This window comes from Thiomonas sp. X19 (genome assembly GCF_900089495.1).
In the GTDB taxonomy this organism is placed as follows: Bacteria; Pseudomonadota; Gammaproteobacteria; order Burkholderiales; family Burkholderiaceae_C; genus Thiomonas_A.
In genome coordinates this window covers 3,568,179-3,593,314 of the sequence record NZ_LT605203.1, presented here as the reverse complement: position 1 = coordinate 3,593,314, position 25,136 = coordinate 3,568,179, and the positions used below count along the sequence as shown (strand labels likewise).

The 25,136-nt window shown below is 63.5% G+C and carries 23 protein-coding genes and 4 pseudogenes; 20 read left to right on the top strand and 7 right to left on the bottom strand.

The features are described from left to right. Positions 1-76 precede the first annotated feature (76 nt). From THIX_RS17335 to moaE, 7 genes are read left to right on the top strand one after another with little or no spacing between them, the layout of a single operon-like run. Complete coding sequence (locus THIX_RS17335) at positions 77-1,309, top strand: pyridoxal phosphate-dependent aminotransferase (RefSeq protein WP_112487181.1); 1,233 nt, start codon at positions 77-79, stop codon at positions 1,307-1,309. 49 nt (positions 1,310-1,358) lie between these two features. Continuing rightward, positions 1,359-2,669, top strand: a complete 1,311-nt coding sequence (locus THIX_RS17330; RefSeq protein ID WP_112487180.1) for a homoserine dehydrogenase — start codon at positions 1,359-1,361, stop codon at positions 2,667-2,669. Further along, positions 2,669-4,075 carry a threonine synthase gene (thrC, locus tag THIX_RS17325; protein WP_112487179.1) on the top strand — a complete coding sequence of 469 codons (1,407 nt, stop codon included), beginning with the start codon at positions 2,669-2,671 and terminating at the stop codon, positions 4,073-4,075. Before THIX_RS17330 ends, thrC begins: the two co-directional genes overlap by 1 nt. 22 nt (positions 4,076-4,097) lie before the next feature. Continuing rightward, positions 4,098-4,625: a molybdopterin-guanine dinucleotide biosynthesis protein B gene (gene mobB, locus THIX_RS17320; protein ID WP_112488440.1), complete on the top strand. Its 528-nt coding sequence runs from the start codon at positions 4,098-4,100 to the stop codon at positions 4,623-4,625. Then, positions 4,612-5,841, top strand: a complete 1,230-nt coding sequence (glp, locus tag THIX_RS17315; protein WP_112487178.1) for a gephyrin-like molybdotransferase Glp — start codon at positions 4,612-4,614, stop codon at positions 5,839-5,841. The genes mobB and glp overlap by 14 nt, the downstream gene beginning before the upstream one ends. Before the next feature lie 8 nt (positions 5,842-5,849). Beyond that, positions 5,850-6,107, top strand: a complete 258-nt coding sequence (gene moaD / locus THIX_RS17310) for a molybdopterin converting factor subunit 1 (RefSeq protein ID WP_112487177.1) — start codon at positions 5,850-5,852, stop codon at positions 6,105-6,107. Positions 6,108-6,129: 22 nt separating this feature from the next. Continuing rightward, complete coding sequence (moaE, locus tag THIX_RS17305; protein WP_112487176.1) at positions 6,130-6,639, top strand: molybdopterin synthase catalytic subunit MoaE; 510 nt, start codon at positions 6,130-6,132, stop codon at positions 6,637-6,639. A 23-nt stretch (positions 6,640-6,662) separates the two neighbouring features. Here the strand turns inward: moaE and THIX_RS17300 are convergent, their stop codons facing one another. From THIX_RS17300 to THIX_RS17290, 3 genes are read right to left on the bottom strand one after another with little or no spacing between them, the layout of a single operon-like run. Beyond that, positions 6,663-7,025 (bottom strand): YqjK family protein, encoded by a 363-nt coding sequence (locus tag THIX_RS17300; RefSeq protein WP_112487175.1) that lies wholly within the window; start codon positions 7,023-7,025, stop codon positions 6,663-6,665. Between the two features lie 15 nt (positions 7,026-7,040). Further along, complete coding sequence (locus THIX_RS17295) at positions 7,041-7,424, bottom strand: phage holin family protein (protein WP_112487174.1); 384 nt, start codon at positions 7,422-7,424, stop codon at positions 7,041-7,043. A gap of 9 nt (positions 7,425-7,433) precedes the next feature. After that, positions 7,434-7,757 carry a YqjD family protein gene (locus THIX_RS17290; RefSeq protein WP_112488439.1) on the bottom strand — a complete coding sequence of 108 codons (324 nt, stop codon included), beginning with the start codon at positions 7,755-7,757 and terminating at the stop codon, positions 7,434-7,436. 255 nt (positions 7,758-8,012) lie between these two features. On the opposite strand from THIX_RS17290, the gene clpB reads away from it, so the two are divergent. Both clpB and THIX_RS17280 read left to right on the top strand, forming a co-directional pair. Then, a complete protein-coding gene (gene clpB / locus THIX_RS17285; protein ID WP_112487173.1) occupies positions 8,013-10,610 on the top strand; it encodes an ATP-dependent chaperone ClpB in 2,598 nt (865 codons plus the stop codon). Between the two features lie 225 nt (positions 10,611-10,835). Beyond that, positions 10,836-11,432 (top strand): SCO family protein, encoded by a 597-nt coding sequence (locus tag THIX_RS17280; protein WP_233224612.1) that lies wholly within the window; start codon positions 10,836-10,838, stop codon positions 11,430-11,432. A 53-nt stretch (positions 11,433-11,485) separates the two neighbouring features. Here THIX_RS17280 and THIX_RS17275 read toward each other — a convergent pair whose 3' ends face one another. Beyond that, the gene (locus THIX_RS17275) at positions 11,486-12,376 is read right to left on the bottom strand and encodes a cytochrome c oxidase assembly protein (protein WP_112487171.1); all 891 of its coding nucleotides are present in this window, start codon (positions 12,374-12,376) and stop codon (positions 11,486-11,488) included. Between the two features lie 201 nt (positions 12,377-12,577). Between THIX_RS17275 and rraA the strand changes: the two genes are divergently transcribed. Beyond that, on the top strand, positions 12,578-13,108 hold the full coding sequence (gene rraA, locus THIX_RS17270) for a ribonuclease E activity regulator RraA (RefSeq protein WP_112488438.1): 531 nt from the start codon (positions 12,578-12,580) through the stop codon (positions 13,106-13,108). A gap of 56 nt (positions 13,109-13,164) precedes the next feature. On the opposite strand, the gene lexA is transcribed toward rraA, so the two are convergent. Then, positions 13,165-13,836: a transcriptional repressor LexA gene (gene lexA / locus THIX_RS17265; protein ID WP_112487170.1), complete on the bottom strand. Its 672-nt coding sequence runs from the start codon at positions 13,834-13,836 to the stop codon at positions 13,165-13,167. A gap of 137 nt (positions 13,837-13,973) precedes the next feature. On the opposite strand from lexA, the gene THIX_RS17260 reads away from it, so the two are divergent. Beyond that, entirely contained in the window at positions 13,974-14,945 is a 972-nt protein-coding gene (locus THIX_RS17260) for an asparaginase (protein ID WP_112488437.1), read from the top strand. 99 nt (positions 14,946-15,044) lie between these two features. On the opposite strand, the gene THIX_RS17255 is transcribed toward THIX_RS17260, so the two are convergent. Continuing rightward, on the bottom strand, positions 15,045-15,614 hold the full coding sequence (locus THIX_RS17255) for a DUF4124 domain-containing protein (RefSeq protein WP_233224611.1): 570 nt from the start codon (positions 15,612-15,614) through the stop codon (positions 15,045-15,047). A 169-nt stretch (positions 15,615-15,783) separates the two neighbouring features. Between THIX_RS17255 and guaB the strand changes: the two genes are divergently transcribed. The 5 genes and pseudogenes from guaB (at position 15,784) to THIX_RS17230 (ending at position 21,336) form a co-directional block, all read left to right on the top strand. Next, on the top strand, positions 15,784-17,259 hold the full coding sequence (gene guaB / locus THIX_RS17250) for an IMP dehydrogenase (RefSeq protein ID WP_112487169.1): 1,476 nt from the start codon (positions 15,784-15,786) through the stop codon (positions 17,257-17,259). A gap of 64 nt (positions 17,260-17,323) precedes the next feature. Next, the gene (gene guaA, locus THIX_RS17245) at positions 17,324-18,916 is read left to right on the top strand and encodes a glutamine-hydrolyzing GMP synthase (protein ID WP_112487168.1); all 1,593 of its coding nucleotides are present in this window, start codon (positions 17,324-17,326) and stop codon (positions 18,914-18,916) included. A gap of 299 nt (positions 18,917-19,215) precedes the next feature. Next, positions 19,216-20,471: pseudogene (locus THIX_RS17240) on the top strand (tyrosine-type recombinase/integrase). 59 nt (positions 20,472-20,530) lie between these two features. Then, a pseudogene (locus THIX_RS17235) lies at positions 20,531-20,808 on the top strand (hypothetical protein). A 3-nt stretch (positions 20,809-20,811) separates the two neighbouring features. Then, positions 20,812-21,336, top strand: a complete 525-nt coding sequence (locus THIX_RS17230; RefSeq protein WP_112487167.1) for an AlpA family transcriptional regulator — start codon at positions 20,812-20,814, stop codon at positions 21,334-21,336. 13 nt (positions 21,337-21,349) lie between these two features. Here the strand turns inward: THIX_RS17230 and THIX_RS17225 are convergent. Further along, positions 21,350-21,586: pseudogene (locus tag THIX_RS17225) on the bottom strand (helix-turn-helix transcriptional regulator); the annotation flags it as partial. Between THIX_RS17225 and THIX_RS17220 the strand changes: the two are divergent. The 4 genes and pseudogenes from THIX_RS17220 to THIX_RS17205 all read left to right on the top strand — a co-directional run. After that, positions 21,586-22,740 (top strand): transporter substrate-binding domain-containing protein, encoded by a 1,155-nt coding sequence (locus tag THIX_RS17220; protein ID WP_112487166.1) that lies wholly within the window; start codon positions 21,586-21,588, stop codon positions 22,738-22,740. The pseudogene THIX_RS17225 and the gene THIX_RS17220 overlap by 1 nt on opposite strands. Before the next feature lie 50 nt (positions 22,741-22,790). Continuing rightward, positions 22,791-23,015, top strand: a complete 225-nt coding sequence (locus THIX_RS17215) for a hypothetical protein (protein WP_112487165.1) — start codon at positions 22,791-22,793, stop codon at positions 23,013-23,015. 63 nt (positions 23,016-23,078) lie between these two features. Next, positions 23,079-24,338: a DDE-type integrase/transposase/recombinase gene (locus tag THIX_RS17210; RefSeq protein WP_112487438.1), complete on the top strand. Its 1,260-nt coding sequence runs from the start codon at positions 23,079-23,081 to the stop codon at positions 24,336-24,338. Between the two features lie 577 nt (positions 24,339-24,915). Further along, positions 24,916-25,136: pseudogene (locus THIX_RS17205) on the top strand (SAM-dependent methyltransferase); the annotation flags it as partial.

The following is a 25,136-nucleotide window of genomic DNA, read 5'->3' as shown; positions in this document are numbered from 1 at the left end:
GGTCCAATGCTGTCGGGCCTGTGGGCGGCCCAAGTCCAGGGCTGAATCGAGGACAAATCGGGTCCATGGAGGTTATGTGCGGGAATTTCGGAAGTCGAACAAGTTGGCGGATGTCTGCTACGACATCCGGGGTCCGGTGCTGGACAAAGCGCGACAGATGGAAGAGGACGGCCAGCGGATCATCAAGCTGAACATTGGCAATCTGGCTGTGTTCGGGTTTGATCCGCCGGATGAAATCGTGCAGGACATGATTCACAACCTGCCGCAGGCCGCCGGCTATACCGATTCGAAGGGCTTGTTCGCGCCACGCAAGGCCATCGTCCACTACACCCAGGAGCAAGGTGTGGCTGGGGTGAGCATCGACGATGTGTTCATCGGCAATGGCGCGTCCGAGCTCATCAATATGAGCATGAACGCCTTGCTCAACAATGGCGATGAGGTCCTGATTCCCGCGCCCGACTACCCGCTCTACACCGCCGCGGTTTCGCTGTCGGGCGGCAAGCCGGTGCATTACATCTGCGACGAGCAGTCCGACTGGTATCCGGACATCGCCGACATTCGCAAGAAAATCACGCCGAATACAAAGGCCCTGGTCGTCATCAACCCGAACAACCCAACCGGCGCGCTCTACCCCAAGGAGTTGCTGCTGGAACTGGTGCAGGTGGCGCGCGAGCACGAACTGGTGGTGTTTGCCGATGAGATTTATGACAAAACCTTGTACGACGGCAATGCGCATCTGAGTCTTTCTTCGCTGGCCGACGATGTGCTGTTCGTCACCTTCAACGGGCTGTCGAAAAACTACCGCGCCTGCGGCTACCGTTCGGGTTGGATGGTGGTGTCGGGCAACAAGCGCCATGCGCGCGATTACATCGAGGGCCTGGCGATGCTGGCGTCCATGCGCCTGTGCGCCAACACGCCGGGACAGCTCGCCATCCAGACCGCGCTGGGCGGCTACCAGAGCATCAAGGATCTGGTGGCGCCGAATGGCCGCCTGACCAAGCAGCGCGATCTTGCCTATGAGCTGTTGACGCAGATTCCCGGCGTGAGCGTGGTCAAGCCCAAAGCTGCGTTGTACATGTTCCCCAGGCTGGACCCGAAGATCTACCCCATCGTCAACGATCAGCAATTTGCCTACGATTTGCTGGCCGAGGAAAAGGTGCTGATTGTGCAGGGGACGGGTTTCAACTGGCCACGCCCAGACCATTTCCGTCTGGTGTTCCTGCCCAATGCCGATGACCTGACCGAGGCCATCGGCCGCATCGCGCGGTTTCTCGAACATCAGCGTAAAAGCAAGCGCATTGCAGCTTGATGCTGCCCAGCGTTTTGGCGCCGGGTCTTTCCCCACTTCGTTCAACACGATGAATCCAATTCAAATCGCCCTGCTGGGTGCGGGTACGGTGGCCTCAGGGGTCGTCAAGGTGCTCGAGCGCAACCAGGAAGAATTGCGCCGCCGCGCTGGCCGCGGCATTGCGGTGGCGGCGGTCGCCGCGCGCAATCCGGAGAAGGCGCGCCTGTCCATCGGCACCACGTTGCCCATCACGCAGGACTTCATGGAGCTTGCCACCCGAGCCGATATCGACATCGTGGTGGAACTGCTCGGCGGCATTTCACCGGCGCGCGAATTGGTGCTCGCCGCGATTGCCGCTGGCAAGCATGTGGTGACCGCGAACAAGGCGCTGATCGCGCTGCATGGCAATGAGATTTTTGCCGCAGCGCATGCCAAGGGCGTGATGGTGGCATTCGAGGCGGCGGTGGCAGGCGGCATTCCCATCATCAAGGCGCTGCGCGAGGGGCTGGCGGCCAATCGCATCGCGTGGGTGGCCGGCATCATCAACGGCACCACCAACTTCATCCTCTCGGAAATGCGCGACAAGGGCTTGAGCTTCGATGTCGTGCTGCGGGAAGCGCAACGCCTGGGCTACGCCGAGGCCGACCCGACCTTCGACATCGAGGGCATCGACGCCGCGCACAAGATCACCATCCTCTGCGCCATCGCCTTCGGTGTTCCGGTGCAGTTCGACAAGGCGCATGTGGAGGGCATCACGCATCTCGACGCGGCCGACATCCGCTATGCCGAGCAGCTGGGTTATCGCATCAAACTGCTGGGCATCACGCGGCGTGCGCCCGAGGGCATCGAGTTGCGCGTGCATCCCACACTCATTCCGGCAATCCGGCTCGTGGCCAATGTGGAAGGTGCCATGAATGCCGTTGTGGTGCAGGGCGACGCCGTCGGCGCAACGCTCTACTACGGCAAGGGCGCCGGGTCCGAACCCACCGCTTCAGCCATCATCGCCGACCTGGTGGACGTCACGCGCCTTCATACCGCCGACCCCGAACACCGCGTACCGCACCTGGCTTTCCAACCGGGGGCGTTGGCAAATACGCCGATTCTGCCGATGGAGCGCGTGACCACCGCGTACTACCTGCGCATTCGCGTGCGCGACGAAGCCGGCGTGCTGGCTGAGATCACCCACATCCTGGCCGAATGCGGCATGTCCATCGACGCGCTGCTGCAACGCCCATCGGGCGAGAACGACCAGCACACCGACGTCATTTTGCTGACCCACGAGACCCTGGAGCGCCAGATGAACCAGGCCCTGGCGCGCATCCAGCAACTCGACACCGTGCTTGCGCCCATCGTGCGCCTGCGCAAAGAGGAGTTGCGCTGATGTTTTACTTGAGCACCCGCGGCGAGGCCGCGCAGCGTCAGTTCGACGACATCCTGCTCGAGGGCCTGGCGCCCGATGGCGGGCTGTATCTGCCCGAGCACTATCCGCGTTTCAGCCTGGATGATTTGCGCCGCCTGCAGACCTTGAGCTATCCCGAGCTGGCCTTCGAGATCCTGCAGCCCTATGTCGAACCGATGGACGCCGCGGCCCTGCGTGCCTTGGTGCGGGCCACCTACACCGCCGAGGTCTTTGGCAGCGCCGAGGTGGTGCGCATCAAACCGCTGGACGCGCGGATCAGTCTTCTCGGCGTGTCCGAAGGGCCGACGCTGGCCTTCAAGGACATGGCCATGCAACTGCTGGGGCGGCTGTTCGAGCAGGCCTTGGCGAAGAGCGGGCAGGAACTCAACATCCTCGGCGCGACCTCGGGAGACACCGGCAGCGCCGCCGAATACGCCATGCGCGGGCGCCGCGGCATTCGCGTGTTCATGCTCTCGCCGTTCGGCAAGATGAGCCCGTTCCAGACGGCACAGATGTACAGCCTGGCGGACGCCAACATCCACAACATCGCCGTGCAGGATGTGTTCGACGCCTGCCAGGACATGGTCAAGGCGGTGTCGAGCGATCTGAGCTTCAAGCGCACCAAGCGCATCGGCACCATCAATTCCATCAACTGGGCGCGGGTCGTGGCCCAGGTGGTGTATTACTTCGCGGGCTATCTGCGCAGCGTGCGTGGTGTCGGCGAGCCGCTGTCTTTCGCCGTGCCGTCGGGCAATTTCGGCAACATCCTCGCCGCCCATGTGGCGCGGCAAATGGGCCTGCCCATCCACCGCCTGGTGCTGGCCACGAACGAGAACAACGTGCTGGACGAATTCTTTCGCAGTGGCGTGTACCGGCCGCGCGGCACGGCCGAAACCCATCACACCTCCAGCCCGTCGATGGACATTTCCAAGGCCTCGAACTTCGAGCGTTATATGTTCGACATGCTGGGGCGCGATTCCGCCCGTACGCGCGACCTGTTCGAACGCCGGCTCGGCGAGCAAGGGCATTTCGATGTGTCGCATGACCCGGCGTTCTCCCGCATGCAGGCCGAGATCGTTTCCGGCCACAGCAACCACGCCCTCAGGCTGCAGACCATCCGCGAAGTGTGGGAGCGCAGCAGCGTGATGATCGACCCGCATACCGCCGATGGCGTGGCCGTGGCGCACGCTCACCTGGAGCCGGGCGTTCCCATGCTGGTGGTGGAAACCGCGCTGCCGGCCAAGTTCTCGGCGACGCTGGTGGAAGCCATCGGCCAGGAGCCACAGCGTCCGGCAGCAGCCGAGAGCCTGGAGCAGCGACCACAGAAATTCGTCGTCATGAAGCCGGATGTCGATGCGCTCAAGGCCTATATCGCCGAGCATGTCTGAGCTGCCGCAGGACGAGAGACCGCTGCATGTGGTCGGTTTTGCGGGCTATTCCGGCAGCGGCAAGACCACCCTGGTCGAGCAGCTCGTTGGCCATTTGAGACGGGCCGGCCTCGTCGCTTCGGTCATCAAACACGCGCATCACAACTTCGACATCGACCATCCCGGCAAGGACTCCTGGCGCCACCGCAAAGCCGGCGCGCACGAGGTGCTGGTCGCGTCCGCGTATCTGGTGGCGCTGCAGCGCGAGTCCGCGAAGCCGGTCGAACACACCGTCGATGAGCTCTTGCCCATGCTGCACAAGGTGGATTGGGTCCTGGTGGAGGGCTTCAAGCACGCCCCCATTCCTAAAATCGAGGTCTGGCGGCAAAACGCCGGCAAGCCGGTGTGCTATCCCGACGACGCGCGTATCCTCGCCATCGCCACGGACGACCTGCACAGCTTGCCGCAACCCACCACTGCCACCATTCTCGACATCAACCAACCCGCCGCCGTGGCCCAATGGCTGCTCGACAACCACCTGCTTTTTCACCGCTCCGATGCAAGCTCATGACACTGCTCTGATGGAGGTGGATGCCGCCTTGCAAGCGCTGCTTCAGGCGGCACGTCCGTTGGGCCGCGCGGAGTCGGTGGCCGTCCTGCAAGCCCTGGGACGCGTGCTGGCTGCCGAGGTGCGCAGCCCCGTCGATGTGCCGCCTGCTGCCAACACCCAGATGGATGGCTACGCCGTGCGCAGCGCCGACGTCATCAGCCCCGGCACCCGGCTGCATATGGGCCAGCGCATTGCCGCCGGCCATGTGGGCCAGCCGCTTCAGCCGGGCGAGGCCGCACGCATTTTCACGGGCGCCTTCATGCCCGATGGAGCCGATGCCGTGGTGATGCAGGAGCAATGCGTGGCCGACGGCGATGTCGTCACCCTGCAGCACGCACCCAAGCCGGGTGAATGGGTGCGCCCACGTGGCTGCGACGTGCAGGCCGGCAGCGTGGTGCTGGAGCGCGGCCACCGCCTGCGGCCGCAGGATCTGGGGCAGGCGGCGTCAGTCGGCGTCGCCACGCTGCAAGTGGCGCCACGCCCACGCGTGGCCCTGCTGTCCACCGGCGACGAACTCATCATGCCCGGCGAGCCGCTGCCGCCGGGCGCCATCTACAACAGCAACCGCTTCCTGCTGAGCGGCCTGCTCCAGGGCCTGGGTTGTGCCGTGACGGATCTCGGCCAAGTGCCCGACCGGCTGGACGCGACGCAAGACGCGCTGCGGCTCGCGGCAGCGGAGCATGACCTCATCCTGACATCCGGCGGCGTCTCCGTCGGCGGGGAAGACCATGTCAAACCCGCCGTGCAGGCCTTGGGGCAGCTGGCGTTGTGGCAAATCGCGATGAAGCCCGGCAAGCCCCTGGCCTTCGGTGCGGTGCGGCGGCCGTCTGGTGGAAACGCGCATTTCATCGGTCTGCCGGGCAATCCGGTTTCCAGCTTCGTCACCTTCCTGGTGTTCGTGCGCCCGTTCCTGCTGGCGCTGCAGGGCGCGAAGCTACTCGCCCACCGCGGCTTGTCGCTGCCCAGCGCCTCGAACTGGCCCCGGGCCGACAAGCGCCGCGAATTCCTGCGCGCCCGTCTTGACGCCAACGGCCAGGTCGAGCTCTACCCCAACCAGAACTCCGCGGTGCTGACCTCCACGGTTTGGGGCGATGGCCTGGTGGATAATCCGGCTGGCATGACCTTCAAGGTGGGCGACCCGGTGCGCTTCATTCCATTCGCCGAGCTGCTCGTTTGAGTCCAACCATGCAAACCACCATCCGTTATTTCGCCAGCGTGCGCGAGGCCGTCGGTCTGGGCAGCGAGACCCTGGAGCTGCCCGATAACCTGACCACCCTGGCGGAGGTGCGCGCCTGGCTGGCAGCGCGCAGTTCCCGCCACGCCTTCGCACTTGGCCAGGACAAGCCCCTGCGCATGGCTTGCGACCACATCATGGCCGAGCCTGAATCGCCCTGGATTCCAGGACGCGAGGTGGCGTTCTTTCCGCCGGTGACGGGCGGCTGAGCTTGCGTGCCACCGAACAGCCATGACCGCCTTCACCCCCACCATCCGTATCCAGAATGAGTGCTTCGACGCCGGCGAGGAAATGCGCCGCATGCGCTCGGGCCGCACCGACATCGGCGCCGTGGCTTGTTTCGAAGGTGTTTGCCGCGACCGTAACGCGGCTCTAGCCGGGCAGGGCGAACAGGCTGTGCAGGCGCTGGAGCTGGAACATTACCCCGGCATGACCGAGCACAGCATTGCGCACATGGTGCAAGAGGCGCAGCAGCGCTGGTCCCTGCAGGCGACAACCGTGATTCACCGCGTGGGCGCCCTGCAGCCGGGCGACCCCATCGTGCTGGTGGTGGTGGCTTCGGCTCACCGCCATGCGGCGTTCGAGGCTTGTGCCTTCCTGATGGATTACCTCAAGACCCAGGCGCCGTTCTGGAAGAAAGAAACCACCCCCGACGGGGCACATTGGGTCGATGCCCGCGAGGCCGACGATGCGGCGCTGGCGCGCTGGGGCATCACGGCAAGCAACAGCACAGCCGGCTGATTCCCACGCGGCAAACAGAGACCCTAGGCTTGCTCTGCGGCAGAGCGGGCTTCGGTCCCACCACGCAGCTTGCCTACGGCTGCCAGTGCAGCGCCCCAAACGCTGCGCAAACGGCGGGTTCCGAGATATAGCAGCCAGCCGCGCCGCGCCCAGCGCAACACCCCACGCGGGCGCCAGACCAACACAGCCAGCCCAGCCAAGGCAAGCGCCGGCGCATGCTCCCGCATGGACTGCCCCAAGCCTTGCAGGCTGGTCTGCAGGCGGGCCAGTTTGTCCATGCCCGCCTCCACATCATCGACCAGGGCCAAGCAGCCACGACGCTGGTCTGCGGCAACGAGCTGCAGGCGCTGCTTGCGCAGCAGCAATTCAACCGACTCGGGGCTCATGGGCGCGCTCGATGGTCATGGCTCGCGTCCCAAGGCCGAGCGGTCCTTGTTCAATTCGTTGATGGACGCGGCGAACAAGCGGCTGCCGGCGGCCACGGTGCGCGCCGCCACGGTGGCTGCGGCCACGCCCAGGGTCACGAACAGGCCGGTGGACAGGCCCAGTGCGAGCAGCCGGTGGCTGTCCCACAAGGCGACGGTGATCCAGAGCGCGGCGAACACGGCGGCGAAACCCAGGAACAAGGCTGCCAGCACCGTCATGAACAACAGGCGGGCGAGGCGCAGCTTTTCTTCCTGCAGCTCGACCGTGAGCAGTTCCAGCCGCGTTTGCGCTGCGGCCAGCAGGTTGTCGAGCCGGGCGCGCAGGCTGCCGCTCCAGCCGATGTCGGGATGATCGGCCACGGAAAAACTTTAACGGCGGCCGATTAGCAAGCCGAGCAGGAAGGCCACGCCTGCGGTGGCGCCAATCGACGTCCAAGGGTTGTCGTGCACATATTGATCGGTGACGCGGGCGACTTCCTTGCCTTTTTCGAGCACATCGGCCTCCATTTGCGCCACCTGGTCACGCACGGTGCCCAAGCGCTCGCTCAAACGCCCACGCACATCGGCAATCTTGTCGCCCGCCTGGCCGGCTGTGAGCTTGAGCAGTTCCTCGGCATCGGCGGCAACTTCCTTCAGGTCGGTGACGAACTTGTCGGTCACGTTGGCGGGGGTTTGCACAGCGGTCTTGGCCATGGTCATTCTCCTTTGGGTTGCTGGGGGTTGAATTGCGAATCGGTGCAGCAGTATTTACCTACAGCATATGGGCGAAATGCTGCATTGCAAGCGAGTTGCGTCGGAATGGCGCGCGCCGCGGCAATACCTGACAAGCGCAGTATGACGTGTAAACCGCAGACGGGGTTTCATCCAGATCAAGATCAGACGATGACTTCGACTTGAAAATGCAAGTATCCAGCCGCATCTCCTGTGGTAGTCAAAATGGAGTGACCCATGCGATTCGAAAAACTCACCACCCAATTCCAGGAAGCCTTGAGCGAGGCTCAGTCTTTGGCCGTGGCGCAGGACAATCCCTATATCGAGCCCGTTCATCTGCTGGCGGCCATGCTGCGGCAGGATGGCCCCAAGGCCTTGCTGGCGCGTGCCGGAGTCCACGTACAAGGCTTGGCCACTGCGGCGCAGGCGGCAATTGGCCGACTGCCGCAGGTGCAGGGCAACGAGGGGAATATCCAGATCAGCCGCGAGTTGAACAATCTGCTAAACCTCACGGAAAAAGAGGCCGGCAAGCGCGGCGACCAGTTCATTTCCAGCGAATTGTTCCTGCTGGCCGTGGCCGACGACAAGGGCGACGCCGGCCGGCTGGCGCGCGAGGTCGGGCTGACGCGCAAATCGCTGGAGACGGCGATTGACGCCGTGCGCGGCGGCCAGAGCGTGAACAGCGCCGACGCCGAGCAGCAGCGCGAGGCCTTGAACAAATACACCCTCGACCTGACCGAGCGCGCCCGCGCCGGCAAGCTCGACCCGGTGATCGGCCGCGACGACGAAATCCGCCGCACCATCCAGGTCTTGCAGCGGCGCACCAAGAACAACCCGGTGCTGATCGGCGAGCCCGGCGTGGGCAAGACGGCCATTGTCGAGGGCCTAGCGCAGCGCATCGTCAACGGCGAGGTGCCGGAGACGCTGAAGAACAAGCGTGTGCTGGTGCTGGACATGGCCGGCTTGCTGGCGGGCGCCAAGTTTCGTGGCGAGTTCGAGGAGCGGCTGAAGGCCGTGCTGAAGGAAGTGGCGGCCGAAGAGGGCCGGGTGATTCTGTTCATCGACGAAATTCACACCGTGGTCGGCGCCGGCAAGGCCGAAGGCGCGATGGATGCGGGCAATATGCTGAAACCCGCCTTGGCGCGCGGCGAGCTGCATTGCATTGGCGCCACCACCTTGGACGAGTACCGCAAATACATTGAGAAAGACGCCGCCCTGGAGCGCCGCTTCCAGAAAGTGCTCGTGGACGAGCCCACGGTGGAGGCGACCATCGCCATCCTGCGCGGACTGCAGGAGCGCTATGAACTGCACCACGGCGTGGACATCACCGACCCGGCCATCGTCGCCGCGGCGGAGCTGAGCCACCGCTACATCACCGACCGCTTTCTGCCCGACAAAGCCATCGATCTGATCGACGAGGCCGGCTCGCGCATCAAGATGGAAATCGACTCCAAGCCCGAGGTGATGGACCGGCTGGACCGCCGCATCATCCAGCTCAAGATCGAGCGCGAAGCGGTACGCAAGGAAAAGGACGAAGCCTCGCAAAAGCGCTTCGGCCTGATCGAAGACGAAATCGCCAAGCTGCAAAAGGAGTATTCCGACCTCGAAGAAATCTGGAAAGCCGAGAAGGCTGCGGTGCAGGGTTCGGCGCAGGTGAAGGAGCAGATCGACGCGATGCGCTTCCAGATCGAGGAGCTGACGCGCAAGGGCGATTTCAACAAGGTGGCCGAACTGCAATATGGCCGCCTGCCCGAACTGGAGCGCCAGTTGAAAGACGCCCAGGCCCAGGAATCGGCGGGCCATGCCAGGGGCGGGAAAGCCACGCCGCGCCTGCTGCGCACCCAGGTGGGGGCGGAGGAAATTGCCGAAGTGGTCAGCCGCATGACCGGCATTCCCCTGTCCAAGTTGCTGCAAGGCGAGCGCGACAAGCTGCTGCAGATGGAAGACAAATTGCACCAGCGGGTGGTGGGGCAGGATCAGGCGATTCGCGCTGTGTCCGACGCCATTCGTCGGTCGCGCGCAGGCCTGTCGGACCCGAACCGGCCATACGGCTCCTTCCTCTTTCTCGGCCCCACCGGTGTCGGCAAGACCGAACTGTGCAAGGCCCTGGCCGAGTTTCTGTTCGACAGCCAGGACCACCTCATTCGCATCGACATGAGCGAATTCATGGAGAAGCATTCGGTTGCGCGCTTGATTGGCGCGCCGCCGGGCTATGTCGGCTATGAGGAGGGCGGCTATCTGACCGAGGCGGTGCGGCGCAAGCCCTACAGCGTGATCCTGCTCGACGAGGTGGAAAAGGCGCACCCGGACGTGTTCAACGTGCTGCTGCAGGTGCTCGACGACGGCCGCCTGACGGACGGTCAGGGCCGCACCGTGGACTTCAAGAACACGGTCATCGTCATGACCTCGAATCTGGGCTCGCAGCACATCATGGCCATGGCCGGGCAACCGCAGGAGGAGATTCGTGATGCCGTTTGGGTCGAGGTGAAGCAGCACTTCCGCCCAGAGTTCCTCAACCGCATCGACGAGGTGGTGGTGTTCCACGCGCTGAGCCAGGTGCAGATCGAAGGCATTGCGCGCATTCAGCTCAAGTCGCTGGAAAGCCGCTTGGCGCAGATGGACATCAAGCTGGAGGTGTCGGCCGCGGCGATCGCCGAAATTGCCAAGGCTGGCTACGACCCGGTGTTCGGTGCGCGGCCCCTGAAGCGCGCGATTCAGAGCCGGATCGAGAATCCGCTGTCCAGACGCATCCTGGAAGGCGGCTTCGGACCGAAGTCGGTGGTGCCGGTGGACGTGCGCGACGGCCAGATCGTGTTCGAGCGCACCGTGCATTGAAGCCTTCGGGCGTGGCCTTGCCGGCGCGCAAGGCCACGCCCGGTAATCGGAACCTTTTGCGTTGCGTCCTGTCTCTCATGTGCCTGCGCTGCCGCATCCGCAGAGCAAAGGCCCGCCCACTTCAGGCTGTGCAGGGCCGAGAGGCGCAGAGCAATATGGCCTCTCGGCCCCGTTTCAAGCGGTTACGATGATGGCCGAAACTTCCACTTGGCTTGCAGTATGAACTTGAATGCACGACGCAGAACCCTCCTCCTGGCCGCTGGTGCGCTGGCCTTGGTCACCACACTTGCGGCTTGCGGCCAAAAGCAGCATTGGGATCTCGACAATGTCAGCGCCGTATTGGCCAACTTGAAGTTCAACCTGACCTCGGACACGGGGCAAAAGGTGACGGCCGCCGACTACAAAGGCAAGGTGGTCATCCTGTATTTCGGCTACACCCATTGCCCGGATGTTTGCCCCTTGACCATGTCGCATCTGGCCGAGGCGGTCAAGGAACTGGGACCGCAGGGCAAGGATGTGCAAATCCTGATGGTCTCGGTCGACCCGGTCCGTGACACGCTCCCCATTCTGCGTGCTTATACCCAGGCATTCAGTCCGCAAGCCATTGGCCTGACGGGGACGCCGCAGGAAATTCAGGATGTGGCCAAGCGCTACCACGTTGCCTACCGGCTGGGCAAGAAGGACAAGTCCGGCAATTACGTGGTTGACCACAGCGCCGCCATCTATGTCTTCAGCAAGGATGGACGTGGCATCTTGATTGGCTCGGACCTCTCTCCCGTGCCGTCCATCGTGCACGACGTCAAACAGCTGCTAGCCGATTGAGCCGAGGCCAGGCGGTGGCTCTTGTTGATGTCGGCGGCTGCAATCCATCGGCTTCAGCCCGCGGGTCTGGGCCTGGGCTCGGGATGGGGATCGGGGGAGTTTTGTGCAGCAGCTTGGCGTGACGGTTCCGGCAAGCGGCCGCGTTCCGACAATCGCATCCAGTTCCGCAAGGCCACCATGGCGGCAATGACGTTGATGCCGGAGGCCGGAATCCACAGGATCAAGCCGCCGAGATGCTGATCCGTCAACGGGTCGATGCCCGATATCGCCCGGCCGCACAGGGTGTAGATGGGATACCAGTCGGTACTGGTCAGCGCCAGCACGGCGCCCAGGATCATTTGCGGGACCATGGCGACGATGGGCAGGAAAATGCGCCCGCCCGGTCGCATATGCGCCGGTGGCGCAGGCCTTGGGTCGAGCACCAGCCACCAGAACAACAGTCCATCGAACACCATGGTCCAGTTCATCAACTGGTACACCGTGGTGTTGAGCATCACGCCCACATGGATGAAGGGCACCAGCCAGAACACGACCAGCCCGGAGAACAGCGCGCCGGCAATCCAGGGGTTGAGCACGAAATCGGTCAGGCCCCGCATCGGCGTGGTGCGCATCAGGGGCACCAGATAACGACTGCGCCAGCGCGCCGGGATTCCCGCCCGCCAGGTGGGCCCGGGCCAGGCAAGCATCACCAGCAAGGGGCCGAGATCGTGCAGCGCCATCTGCTGCAGCATGTGCAGAAAGAACTGATGCTCGGCGTAGTAGTCCCACTGGGTCTGCAGCCCCTGGTACGTGAGCAGCCAGCCCAGCCAGAACCACATTTGCCGCCACCAGGGCGTGTGTTGCTTGAGTGTGCCGCGCAGGTAAAGCACAGCACCGCCCAGCAGGAAAAGCGCCATCGGCCAGGATGGATACCAGGGGTGGAGCCAGTGCAGCAAGGAACTCATGAAAAGAGTCATCAGGGTTCAAACGTCAGGGCGCAAGGATAACGCCGTCGGCATACACCACCGAGTGACAAGCTGTTCACAACCCGCCCTATTTAGGACGAGCGGCTTGATCTCAAGCATGCGCGGCTGCACTGTTTGCAGTTTCAATGTGAAGCCAAGACAAGCCTGCAAGCGGGGCTTTCAACCATGAGGAGCAACATCATGCAATCGTTGATTTCAACCTGCGATTTTTGCGATCAGCATTTGGAGGCGATCGCCACGGGCTTGGTTCGGGTTTTGCCGCCGCAGTTCAGGAACTTTGGCCGCTTGCAGTCCTTTCACGGCCAAGTCAGCACCGTGCAGTGTTTTGAAGACAACAGCCTGGTTCGCGCCGCGCTGGAGGGCGCCGGTCTGGCACGGGTGCTGGTGGTGGATGGCGGCGGCTCGATGCGGCACGCGCTGTTTGGCGGCAATCTTGCCGCGCTGGCGGCGCGGAGTGGCTGGGCTGGCGTGGTGATCGACGGCTGTGTTCGCGATGTCGCCGAAATCGCCGCAGCGCCGGTTGGCGTACGTGCCTTGGCAACCATGCCGATGCCGCCGCGCAAACAGGGCGCTGGTCAGCGCGACCTCGCGGTTCGGATTCAGGGCGTCTCGGTGCGGCCTGGCGATTGGCTCTATGCCGACGCCGACGGCATGCTGGTCAGCGCCGAGCCGCTGCACATGGGCCCCAGATCAGGCTCCGCTGACGAATAAGCGCCCCGAACGACGCTACCCACCAAGAGCGTTGTTTGCGAGCCTTCAAGGCTGGGTCAAAAGCCGTTGCGAATCAGGCCGACGGCCAGACCCTCGATCGCGAAAACCTGATCTGCTTGCACCAGGATGGGCGCGAAATCCGGGTTTTCGGGGAGCAGTTCAATGTGCCCGGATTTGCGCTGCAGGCGCTTGACCGTGACCTCATCTCCCAACCTCGCCACGACAATCTGGCCGCTGCGCACGTCCTGCGTCTGTTTCACCGCCAGCAGGTCGCCATCCAGAATGCCGGCGCCCTGCATGCTCATGCCTTTGACCTTGAGCAGATAGTCAGGCCGGGATGCAAACATCTGGGCCTCGACCCCGATGGTCTGCTCGATATGTTCCTGCGCCAGGATGGGGCTGCCGGCAGCCACGCGGCCGATGAGCGGCAGCATGAGTTGTTCCATGCCGGGCAAGGCTCGCGCGAGCGGGCGGCAGGTTGCCGGCCGCACCGTTTGCCTGGCGGTGCTGGTGAGCCGAATGCCGCGCGACGTACCCGGAGAGAGTTCGATCATGCCCTTGCGCGCCAGGGCGTGCAGATGATCTTCCGCGGCGTTGGCCGAACGAAAGCCCAGTTCGGCGGCAATTTCGGCGCGCGTGGGCGGGTAGCCGGTGCGCTCGATGGCCTTGGAAATGAGCGTGAGGATTTCTCCCTGACGCGCAGTAAGCTTGGTGCTGGGTGTCGGCATGGTGCTTCCTCTCTCAAGCCAGTCAAAGGACCAATCCAAGGTGCTTGCCCCTGGGCTGGGCTTCGAGGCTGGGCCAGAATATTAAGCCGGATACTGTCATCATCAACAGCCTGTATTTTTATCCAGATCATCATCGCATGCAATCAAAAATCGATATTTCCCTGCCCAAAGTTCTCGTGCTCGGTACCGGAGGCACCATCGCCGGGGTCTCCACGGCGCATCCGGCACAGGCTGGCTACCGGGCCGGCGCGCTCGATATCGCCGCTCTTGTTGCTGCCGCACCCGGCATCGAGCAACTTGCGAACTTGCAGGCCGAGCAAATCGCGAGCATCGACAGCAAGGACATGGGCGCTGCCGTCTGGGTGCAACTCGCCGGCCGCATCCGCGACGGGTTGCAGCAGGGTGACGTGGCCGGCTGCGTCGTCACCCATGGCAGCGACACGCTGGAGGAAACCGCCTACTTCCTGCATTGCGTGCTGCCGGCTGGCAAGCCTGTGGTCTTGACCGCAGCGATGCGGCCCGCCACGGCGCTCTCGGCCGACGGGCCGCGCAATCTGTACGACGCGGTGCAAGTCGCCGCGTGCCTGCAGGCACGAGGGCTTGGCGTGGTCTGCGTGCTGCATGGGCGCATTCATAGCGCTTGCGATGTGAGCAAAGCACAGCCGACGGCGGTGGATGCGTTCTCGTCCGGCGAACGCGGCCCGCTCGGTTTCGTCGGCGTGCAGGGCGTGCAGATCACGCGCCAGCTGCCGTCGCAACCGCCAGGCCCGTTGCCGCAGACACCATGGCAACCCCCAAGGGGAAGCTGGCCCCGCGTGGAGTTGGTGCATAGCCATGCGGGCGCAGACGGCGCGGTGGTGCGGGCCTTGATGCAGGCATCGCAAAGCGGCGATCCAAGCCACAAGCTGGCGGGTTTGGTGGTGCTGGGAACGGGCAGCGGCACGGTGCATGAGCAGCTGCAAACTGCCCTCGACGAGGCCGAGGCAGCCGGCATCAGGGTGGCTTACGCCTCGCGCGTGGGAGCTTTGTCTGGAGGTGACTTCGACGGCTTGAACGCCATCAAGATTCGCATCCGCCTGATGCTGGAACTGGCTGCTGCAACAGGCTGAATCACCGCCCAAGATGCGCGCTGAAACAGGCGGCGGGCCAAGATAAAAACAACCGATGCTGCTCGCTCCGGCGGCAAGCGAGCGGGCGTCATGGCGCTCTCAGCGGCAGTAGTTCGCAACCGCAGCCATGGCCTGCTGGCGCTGCGCGGTACGTTGGGCGTCGGTGAGAAAGGCGCGGTTACCCTGCGCGTCCATCTCGGCCAGGCGCACGCCACTGTCGAGCGTCTGCAACTGGCGCTGCGCCTGTTGGCAGTTGGCCTGCCTGGCTTGTGCGCCAACCTCTTGTTGCAAACGTTGCGCCGCTTCCTTGGCGCGCTTGTCTTGCTCCAGCTTTTGCTGCAGCTCGCGCGTGGCTTGGGTTTGCGCTTGAGACTGCGCTGTGTCCTTCGCCGCTGGCGCCGAGGCGGATGCAGGGCCAGAAGCCGTCGTTGCCGCCGGCGCATGTGTCCGCATGGAAGCGGCGGCCGGTTTGGCCAGGATGTTTTTGAGTGGAATATTCGGCGGCGGCGGCAGGTCGCTGTACTGCACCACGCCGGCGGGGGAAATCCATTTCCATTGAGCCATGGCGGACTGGACCATGAAAAGGCTGGCCACAGCGAACAAGGCGGCAGGCACGGCGCCAGCATGCAGCAAGCGGCTTGGGGTGCGGACGGAGGCGACTGCGGGCATTCATGGCTCCATGTTTGTGCAAAAGCTTAAGCCATTTGCCCGCCGCAAAGCCCTGTTTTCATGGCTTGCAGCCTCACATTCGGGCAGGTGTTGCGGGCATGCCGCACCTGTGCGCCCGAGTGCGAGAGCGCGCGGTCTTTTATCATCGCCTTTTGCGCCTGGAGGATTTATGCGCCTGCTCGGAAAAGCGTTGACCTTTGACGACGTGTTACTGGTCCCGGCTTATTCTCAAGTTCTACCCAAAGACACCAGCCTTTCCACCCAGCTCACACGCCGCGTGCGCCTGAACATTCCGCTGATTTCGGCGGCGATGGACACGGTGACCGAGTCCAAGTTGGCCATTGCCATGGCCCAGGAAGGCGGTATCGGCATCATCCACAAAAACCTCACACCCAAGGCGCAGGCCACGGAGGTGGCGCGTGTCAAGCGCTACGAATCCGGAGTGCTGAAGGATCCGATCACCATTTCGCCGAGCGTCAAGATCAGCGACGTGGTCAACCTGTCACGCCAGCATGGCATTTCGGGTTTTCCGGTGATCGAGAACGGCAAGGTGGTGGGCATCGTCACCAACCGCGATTTGCGTTTCGAGACGCGGTTCGACTCGCCTGTGCGCGACATCATGACCCCACGCGAGCGGCTGGTCACGGTGCGTGAAGGCGCCACGGTGGACGAAGCCAAGGCGCTGATGCACAGGTACCGGCTGGAACGCGTGCTGGTGATCAACGACGCCTACGAGCTGCGCGGCTTGATGACGGTGAAAGACATCCAGAAAGCCACCGAACGTCCCAACGCGGCGCGCGACCCGCAAGGCAAGCTGCGCGTCGGCGCTGCCGTGGGTGTGGGCGACGGCACCGAGGAGCGCGTGGAGGCTTTGGTGCGCGCCGGGGTGGACGTGATCGTGGTGGACACCGCGCACGGCCACAGCCAGGGCGTGATCGACCGCGTGCGCTGGGTCAAGCAGCACTACCCGGATGTGGACGTGATCGGCGGCAACATCGCCACGGCCGAGGCGGCGCGGGCGCTGGCCGATGTGGGGGCGGACGGCGTCAAGGTCGGCATCGGGCCAGGCTCCATCTGCACCACCCGTATCGTTGCCGGCGTCGGTGTGCCGCAGATCACGGCCATTGCCAATGTGGCGCAGGCGCTGGCCGGCAGCGGCGTGCCGCTGGTGGCCGACGGCGGGGTGCGTTATTCGGGCGACATCTCCAAGGCCATTGCCGCCGGCGCGCATACGGTGATGATGGGCAGCATGTTCGCCGGGACCGAAGAGGCGCCGGGCGAAGTGATTTTGTTCCAGGGTCGCTCCTACAAGACCTACCGCGGCATGGGTTCCATCGGCGCGATGAACGCCGGGTCGGCCGACCGCTACTTCCAGGACGGCACCCATGCTTCGGCCGCTGCGGGAGCCGAGAAATTCGTGCCCGAGGGCATCGAAGGCCGGGTGCCTTACAAAGGCTCGCTTGCCGCCATCCTCTATCAGTTGGTCGGCGGCGTGCGCTCGTCCCTGGGCTATTGCGGCTGCGCCAGCATCGACGCCATGCGCGGGCAGGCGCAGTTCGTCGAAATCACCTCGGCCGGCATGCGCGAAAGCCATGTCCACGACGTGCAGATCACGAAGGAAGCACCCAACTACCACGTCGATTGACACAGGGGCGGAGTGGCGGCGATCGCCATTCCGCCATGGCCTCATTGCACTTGAACCCGCCTTCATGCACGACACCATCCTGATCCTGGACTTCGGTTCCCAGGTGACTCAGCTTATTGCCCGCCGCGTGCGCGAAGCGCATGTGTACTGCGAAATCCACCCGAACGATGTGGGCGACGCCTTCATCCGCGAGATGGCGCAAAAGGGGCTCAAGGGCATCATCCTCTCAGGCAGCCACGCCAGCACCTATGAGGACCACGAGCTGCGCGCACCGCAGGCGGTTTGGGAGGTGGGCGTGCCGGTGCTAGGTATTTGCTACGGCATGTTCACGATGACCGAACAGTTGGGTGGACAGGTCGAGGCCTCTGTCCACCGTGAGTTCGGCTACGCCGAGGTACGGGCGCATGGCCATGCCCGTTTGTTCGATGGCATCGAAGATTTCAGCACGCCCGAAGGCCACGGCATGCTCAAGGTCTGGATGAGCCATGGCGACAAGGTCACGGCGCTGCCACCAGGTTTCAAACTGATGGCGTCCACGCCAAGCTGCCCGATTGCCGGCATGGCCGACGAGGCGCGCGGCTACTACGCCGTGCAGTTTCATCCCGAGGTGACGCACACCGTGCAGGGCAAGGCCATCCTCACGCGCTTCGTGCGCGGGATTTGCGGCTGCAGGGGTGACTGGATCATGGGTGACTACATCGCCGAAGCCGTGGCCCGCATCCGCGAGCAGGTTGGCGAGGAGGAGATCATCCTTGGGCTCTCCGGCGGGGTCGATTCCAGCGTGGCCGCGGCGCTGATCCACCGCGCCATCGGCGACCAGCTCACCTGCGTGTTCGTCGACCACGGCCTGCTGCGCCTGAACGAAGCGCAATTGGTCATGGAGATGTTCGCCGGGCGCTTGCATGCCAAGGTCGTGCACGTGGATGCGAGTGCAGAATTTCTCGGCGCCTTGGCAGGGGTGCAGGACCCGGAACAGAAGCGCAAGATCATCGGCCGCGAGTTCGTCGAAGTCTTTCAGCGCGAGGCGAAAAAGCTGGTGAATGCCAAATGGCTGGCGCAAGGCACTATTTACCCGGACGTGATCGAGTCCGGTGGCGCCAAGACCAAGAAGGCCACCACCATCAAGAGCCACCACAACGTCGGCGGGCTGCCGCAAACGCTCGGCCTCAAGCTGCTGGAGCCGCTGCGCGAGTTGTTCAAGGACGAGGTGCGCGAGCTCGGCGTGGCGCTGGGTCTGCCGCCCGAGATGGTGTATCGCCATCCCTTCCCCGGCCCCGGCCTGGGCGTGCGCATTCTCGGCGAGGTCAAGCCCCAGTACGCCGACCTGCTGCGCCGCGCCGATGCCATCTTCATCGAGGAACTGCGCGCCTTCAAGGACGAGGCCACGGGCAAGAGCTGGTACGACCTCACCAGCCAGGCCTTTGCCGTGTTCCTACCCATCAAGAGCGTTGGCGTGATGGGCGACGGACGCACCTACGACTACGTGGTTGCGCTGCGCGCGGTGCAGACCAGCGACTTCATGACCGCCGACTGGGCCGAGCTTCCCTACGCCCTGCTGAAAAAAGTGTCCAGCCGCATCATCAACGAAGTGCGCGGCATCAACCGCGTGACGTACGACGTCTCCTCCAAACCACCGGCGACGATCGAGTGGGAGTGATTTGAGGTCCTTCGGGGACGATCGGCAGCTATCCAAAAAGCGTCATAACGTATTGATTTATCAATACTTGCGTCTCCACACCTATCGCCAGCTATCGGTGGCAAGCGCGACAAGGTGGCGGTCAAGTTGACGGTAGTCTGCGAAGCTCCGATTAAGACCCTCCCGTTGACCGTCATGCCTATTTCGGTCATGACGGTAAAAATCCTCCCGAAAACCTAGGTTTCATGCGGGTTCCCCGGCATCATCAGGTTTCCTGACCCCTGACGGTAAGAACCGTCTCGAACAGGAGGAAAACCTCGATGTTGACCGACACAGCGCTACGCAACCTCAAGCCCAAGTCCGCGCCGTACAAGGCTTTTGACCGCGACGGCATGTACGTGACGATATCCACGGCCGGTACCTCACGTTCCGCTACGACTACCGTCTCAACGGGCGCCGCGAGACGCTGACCATCGGCCGCTATGGGCCGGCCGGGATTTCGCTGGCGCTCGCCAGGGAGAAGCTGCTGGACGCCAAGCGGCCCGTCGCTGAAGGGCGGTCGCCGGCGCACGAGAAGCAGCGGGAGAAGCGCCGCCTGACGGCGGCCAAGACCTTCGGCGACATGACCGGGCGGTGGCTGCAGGACGCAAAGATGGCCGACAGCACCCGGTCGATGCGCAAGAGCATCGTCGAGCGCGACATCCTGCCGGCGTTCAAGAACCGGCTGCTCACCGAGATCGGCGCCGACGACCTGCGCGCGCTGTGCAACAAGGTCAAGGCCCGCGGCGCACCGGCCACGGCCGTGCACATCCGCGACATCGTGAGGCAGGTCTATGCCTTCGCCATCCTGCATGGGGAGAAGGTCGCCAACCCGGCCGACGACGTGGGGGCGGCCTCGATCGCGACCTTCGTGCCGAAGGACCGCGCGCTGTCGCCGGCCGAGATCCGGCTGATGTACCGACAGATGGAATCGGTGGCCACGTATCCGACCATCCGCCTGGCGCTGCGCCTGATCGTGCTGACGCTGGTGCGCAAGAGCGAGCTGATCGAGGCGACCTGGGATGAGGTCGATTTCGAGCGCGCGCTGTGGACGATCCCGAAGCACCGGATGAAGGGGCGCAACCCGCACAACGTCTATCTGTCGCGGCAGGTACTGGACATCTTCGTCGCCCTGCATACCTGCGCCGCGGGCTCGAAGTTCGTCCTGCCGTCCCGCTACGACGCTGACCGCTGCATGTCGCATGCGACGCTGAACCGCGTCACCCAGATCGTCTCGGAACGCGCGAAGGCGGCTGGCCTGCCGCTGGAACCGTTCACGGTGCACGACTTGCGCCGCACCGGTTCCACGTTGCTCAACGAGATTGGTTTCAACCGCGACTGGATCGAGAAGTGCCTGGCGCACGAGGACGGCCGTTCCTCGCGTTCGATCTACAACAAGGCCGAGTACGCCGAGCAGCGGCGCCACATGCTGCAGGAGTGGGCCAACTTGGTGGACGCCTGGGTGTTGGGCGGCAGTTATACGCCCACGCTGTTGCCGAGCAACATGACCGTGCCGGTGCTGAGCGCATGGGTTTGAGCAAGGTTGTCACAGTCACTTGACAACCTTGCTATCTGAATCCATACTGGAAACGTTGAATGGCTCGTCCGCCGCATCCGAAGCAGGAAGTCGAGGAAGCGCTCAGGCGCGCGGAAGCGCAGGGCTGGCGCGTCGAGGCTGGCGGCGGTCACGCCTGGGGCAGGATCTACTGCCCCTACGACGATGACGCATGCCGCTGCGGCGAGTTCTGCATCACCAGCGTGTGGAGCACACGCCGAAGAACCCCGGCAACCACGCACGGGCGCTGCGGCGGGTCGTGGACAACTGCACGAGCCACAAGCGGCAGCGCGAAGCCGGCTCGACCTCCGAAGAGTGACGCATGGAATACATCTTCACCCTGAAATACCGGCTCGCCGAGCACGACGACGATCCGGACGTCCTGGTGGAGCGTCTGGGCGAGGCGGGTTGCGACGATGCGCTGGTCGGCATCGGGCAGCCGGGCCGGCTGGCGCTGGAGTTCACGCGCGCGGCCGACAGTGCCGAGGCCGCCGTGCGCAGCGCGTTGGCGGACGTCAAGCGCGCCATCCCGTCCGCGCGGCTGATCGAGGCGGCGCCGGATTTCGTGGGCCTCACCGATGTCGCGGAAGTCGTGGGCGTGTCGCGCCAGAACATGCGCAAGCTCATGCTCGCCCACCCCGGCAGCTTCCCGGCGCCCGTCCACGAGGGCAGCGCGTCGATCTGGCATCTCGCGGAAGTATTGGCCTGGCTGGAAGCCAAAGGTGGCTACCCGCTGGAGCGAAGCGTGCTGGAAGTCTCGAAGGTGGCGCTGCAGGTCAACCTGGCCAAGGAGGCCCGTTGGCTTCCGACGAAGGCCGCTCGGGAGTTGAACGCGCTGGTCGGCTGACCGTGCTCCAGCATCAGGCCAGGCTCGATGCCTTCCGGACCGGGCGGTTCCTGCGCAGTCGTACATTCGGGCCTGATGCTGGCCCCATGGAGCCAGCCTGGGCCGCTTGCTTGCGCGCGTCGATCCAGGCTTCCACCTCGTCCAGGTCCCAGACCACGCAGCGCGGCGTCAGGTTGAAGCGCCGCGGGAATTCACCGCGGCGTTCCATCTCGTAGATTGTGGTCTCGGCCAAGGGGATGATCTGGTGCAGTGTCAAACAAAGATCCTGTAAAAATTGGCCTTCTTTTCTCTGATAGCGGAGCTACCTCAACGATCGGACGCTCGCAGCTCCAGGGGGCGCTACTGGCCGTCGACGATATCAACAAGCAGGGGGGGATCGATGGTCGTGAACTCCTCCCAGTGCGCTACGACGCTCAGTCGGATCCCGCGATGTACGCGCGGCTGGCAGAGCGATTGATCACGAGGGACAAGGTTAACGTCATCTTCGGCTGCTACATGTCCAGTAGTCGGAAGGCGGTCATCCCAATCATCGAGAAATGGAACAAACTGTTGTTCTACCCAACCCTCTACGAGGGCTTCGAGTTCTCGAACAACGTTATCTATACGGGCGCTGCGCCGAACCAGAACAGCGTGCAACTGGCTGAGTTTATGGTTTCCAATTTCGGCGCCAGGGTTTATCTGGTGGGTTCCGATTACATCTATCCCTACGAATCCAATCGGATCATGGGTGAGTTGGTCCAGCAGCACCCCGACAGCAAGAAATTGGCCGAGGTATACGTTCCGCTGACGGCAGATTTCAAGCACTTCCAGAACGTGATCCGTGACGTCCAGGCAAAGAAGCCGGATTTTATTTTCTCGACGGTGGTTGGTGATTCCACCACTCTGTTGTATCGCGCCTATGCGGAGGCCGGTCTCAGCCCCAAGCAAATGCCGATAGCCAGTCTCACGACCTCGGAGGCGGAGATCTCGCAGATGGGGGCCAATATTGCTGCGGGGCATTTTACGTCTGCCCCCTATTTTCAGAGCATCGAGTCCGAGGCAAATCGAAGTTGCTTGGCGAGATACAACGCAGGCTTCGGGGATCTCTGCGTCCCAAATATGTGTTGGGAAGCGTCGTTTTTCCAGGTACACATCTTCGCCAACGCAATGAGAAAATCGGGTAGTGACGAAATTGCCGCGATCCTGCCCTTTGTGCTGGGAAGCGAGTTCGAGGCGCCGCAGGGCCGGATACGAATCGAGCCGAGCAATCACCATACTTGCCTTTACCCGCGAATCGGCATCGCGAACTCGAAGGGGCAATTCACGATTGTTCGCGAGGCGCGTCGTGCCGTGCACCCGGATCCCTATTTGGTGACTCACTCCTTGGGCGACTGGGCGGCGAGGATTGACAATCTGGAGATCTGAAGGTGGAGCGAGTCAGGAGGCGATCCAGAGTTCTCGACGCGCAAGCGCCATTGAAAGATCTCCGGGATATCAAGGTTCTGGTGTTCCATCCGGACAATCAGGATGGCTTGCAGTTGATTCAGCAGTTGCAACGCATTGGATGCCAGGTCCAGGCATTCTGGCCCCCGCTGCCGGTTTTGCCCGAGCGTACGGAAGTGGTCTTTCTGGCGATCAGACCCAGCCTTGTCCAACGTGGAATGAGCCTGAGCGAGGCGCGTCTTTCCATCGAGGGATGAGCCTGAAGGCGGGTTCGGGTCTGAGTTTCAAGCGGGTTGATCATCCACAGGATGGTGATCAACATGGACGACACGCGACTGACCACAATCGCGCAACTCGAGCAATTTCTCAGCGCCAATGCACAAGTTGCGTTTTCACCGCACGGCGACGATGCGCAGCGCTACGCCCACATCAGTCGGGTTCTGCGGCGGCTTGACTACCCCCGACGCACCAAGTGTGAACGCGGGGTGGTGCTGGCCTATTTGCGTCACACCAGCGGTTACAGCCGCGCGCAACTCACGCGCCTGGTGCGCCGGTGGCAGGCCAACCGCCTGGCCGCAGAGCCGCTGGTCAAGCGTTACGGCGCCCCGGCAGCCCCCTTTGCCCGCAAGTTCACGCCCGGCGATGTGACGCTGCTCGTGGAGATGGACCGCGCCCATGAGGATGTCTGCGGCCCGGCCATCGCGCACCTGCTGCAGCGGGCCTACCACGTCTATGGCGACGCGCGCTATGCCCGCCTGGCCACGCTGTCAGTCTCGCACCTGTACAACCTGCGCAAGAGCGCTGGCTACCGCGCCCAGCGCCTGCATGTCACCAAGACCCGCCCGGTGAACAACCCCATTGGCACGCGGCGCGCACCGCAACCCCAGGGACGCGCAGGCTTTGTGCGCATCGATACCGTGCACCAGGGCGACCAGGACGGCATCAAGGGGGTGTATCACATCACCTGCGTGGATGCGGTCAGCCAATGGCAGGTGCAGGCTTGCGTGCAGGGCATCAGCGAGGCGTATCTGTTGCCCGTGCTGGCCCTGGTCATCGCCCAGTTTCCTTTCGAGATCGCAGGCTTTCATTCGGACAACGGCTCGGAATACATCAACGCCCGCGTGACCAAGATGCTGGAGAAGCTGCGGATCGAGCAGACCAAGTCCCGCTCCCGCCACAGCAACGATAACGCGCTGGCCGAGAGCAAGAACGCCAGCGTGGTGCGCAAACACATGGGGTACAGCCACATCCCGCAGCAGTATGCCCAGAGGATCAATGCCTTCTACCAAACGGTCTTCAACCCTTGGCTCAATGGGCATCGTCCGTGCTTGTTTGCCACGGAGATCACCAGCCCCAAGGGCAAGATCGTCAAGCGCTACGCCCACGCCGATGTGAAGACGCCCCTGGCTTGCCTGGCGCAGCTCAGTGCGCAGGGCTTGGTGCGCTTCAAGGCAGGCATCACGCTAGACGCTTTGCAGGCTCAGGCGGCTGCGCAAACCGATCTGGCCGCCGCTCAGGCCATGCAGCAGGCCAAGGCGGCGCTCTTTGCGCGGTTCAACGCGCCACGGCAACAGGCCTGACAGGGGGCCACTCTGCGCCGCGGGGAACGGATCCATCCCAACCCGCTCAGATCCAAACAGAAAAGACGGCGCGCGTGGGCAGTGCTTGCAGCAAGACTGGAGGGGGGCCTCCGGCGGCCTGGCAGGGGCCTTCCAATCAAAGGTCCAAGCCACAACCCAACCCTCTTTACACTGACCCTTTCAACTTCGATCAACCCGACTTCAAAGAACCCAACTCAACCTGGCTTCAGGCTCATTCCTGAATTAGAAAATACTCCGCCACACCCCTCGAGTGAGCGGAACGGTTCTGTTTGTGGGGCGTGATGGCTATGCCGTCGCACGCTGGGGCGCGAAGGCATCCGCAAGAAAGCTCCAGACTGAACCCTGCGTGGAAGGGTGGCGCCGCGTGGCACCCAACGTCGTGAAAACTCGATAAGCTCACCACGAGCGCCTCCCAGCCCGGAGCGGAATCCGAAAAACCAGGCCGAATGGCGCAATTGGTCTGGTTTTATGGCGCCCTTGCCGCCAGATTAGGGTGACAAGGCGTGGCGCCCCCCACAACACGAGTTGACCCTCCACCACCGAATGAGGAATCACCATGGAACTCAAGAAACACTGGGAGCACGTTTACGCAACAAAACCGACCAACACGGTCAGTTGGTTCCAAGAGCATGCCGAGCAGTCGGTTTGGCTCATCCAGGCGTCCGGTGTTCCATTTGCCGCATCAATCATCGATGTCGGCGGGGGTGCCTCCACGCTCGTGGACGACTTGCTTGACCGCGGGTATTCAAACCTTAGCGTGCTCGACCTTTCCGTCTC

Bases quoted from the DNA above. Each gene is read 5' to 3' on its own strand.
- THIX_RS17330 (WP_112487180.1), top strand. From the start codon at position 1,359: ATGAATCCAATTCAAATCGCCCTGCTGGGTGCGGGTACGGTGGCCTCA.
- thrC (WP_112487179.1), top strand. From the start codon at position 2,669: ATGTTTTACTTGAGCACCCGCGGCGAGGCCGCGCAGCGTCAGTTCGAC.
- glp (WP_112487178.1), top strand. From the start codon at position 4,612: ATGCAAGCTCATGACACTGCTCTGATGGAGGTGGATGCCGCCTTGCAA.
- moaD (WP_112487177.1), top strand. From the start codon at position 5,850: ATGCAAACCACCATCCGTTATTTCGCCAGCGTGCGCGAGGCCGTCGGT.
- moaE (WP_112487176.1), top strand. From the start codon at position 6,130: ATGACCGCCTTCACCCCCACCATCCGTATCCAGAATGAGTGCTTCGAC.
- THIX_RS17300 (WP_112487175.1), bottom strand. From the start codon at position 7,025: ATGAGCCCCGAGTCGGTTGAATTGCTGCTGCGCAAGCAGCGCCTGCAG.
- THIX_RS17290 (WP_112488439.1), bottom strand. From the start codon at position 7,757: ATGGCCAAGACCGCTGTGCAAACCCCCGCCAACGTGACCGACAAGTTC.
- clpB (WP_112487173.1), top strand. From the start codon at position 8,013: ATGCGATTCGAAAAACTCACCACCCAATTCCAGGAAGCCTTGAGCGAG.
- THIX_RS17275 (WP_112487171.1), bottom strand. From the start codon at position 12,376: ATGAGTTCCTTGCTGCACTGGCTCCACCCCTGGTATCCATCCTGGCCG.
- rraA (WP_112488438.1), top strand. From the start codon at position 12,578: ATGCAATCGTTGATTTCAACCTGCGATTTTTGCGATCAGCATTTGGAG.
- lexA (WP_112487170.1), bottom strand. From the start codon at position 13,836: ATGCCGACACCCAGCACCAAGCTTACTGCGCGTCAGGGAGAAATCCTC.
- THIX_RS17260 (WP_112488437.1), top strand. From the start codon at position 13,974: ATGCAATCAAAAATCGATATTTCCCTGCCCAAAGTTCTCGTGCTCGGT.
- THIX_RS17255 (WP_233224611.1), bottom strand. From the start codon at position 15,614: ATGCCCGCAGTCGCCTCCGTCCGCACCCCAAGCCGCTTGCTGCATGCT.
- guaB (WP_112487169.1), top strand. From the start codon at position 15,784: ATGCGCCTGCTCGGAAAAGCGTTGACCTTTGACGACGTGTTACTGGTC.
- guaA (WP_112487168.1), top strand. From the start codon at position 17,324: ATGCACGACACCATCCTGATCCTGGACTTCGGTTCCCAGGTGACTCAG.
- THIX_RS17230 (WP_112487167.1), top strand. From the start codon at position 20,812: ATGGAATACATCTTCACCCTGAAATACCGGCTCGCCGAGCACGACGAC.
- THIX_RS17210 (WP_112487438.1), top strand. From the start codon at position 23,079: ATGGACGACACGCGACTGACCACAATCGCGCAACTCGAGCAATTTCTC.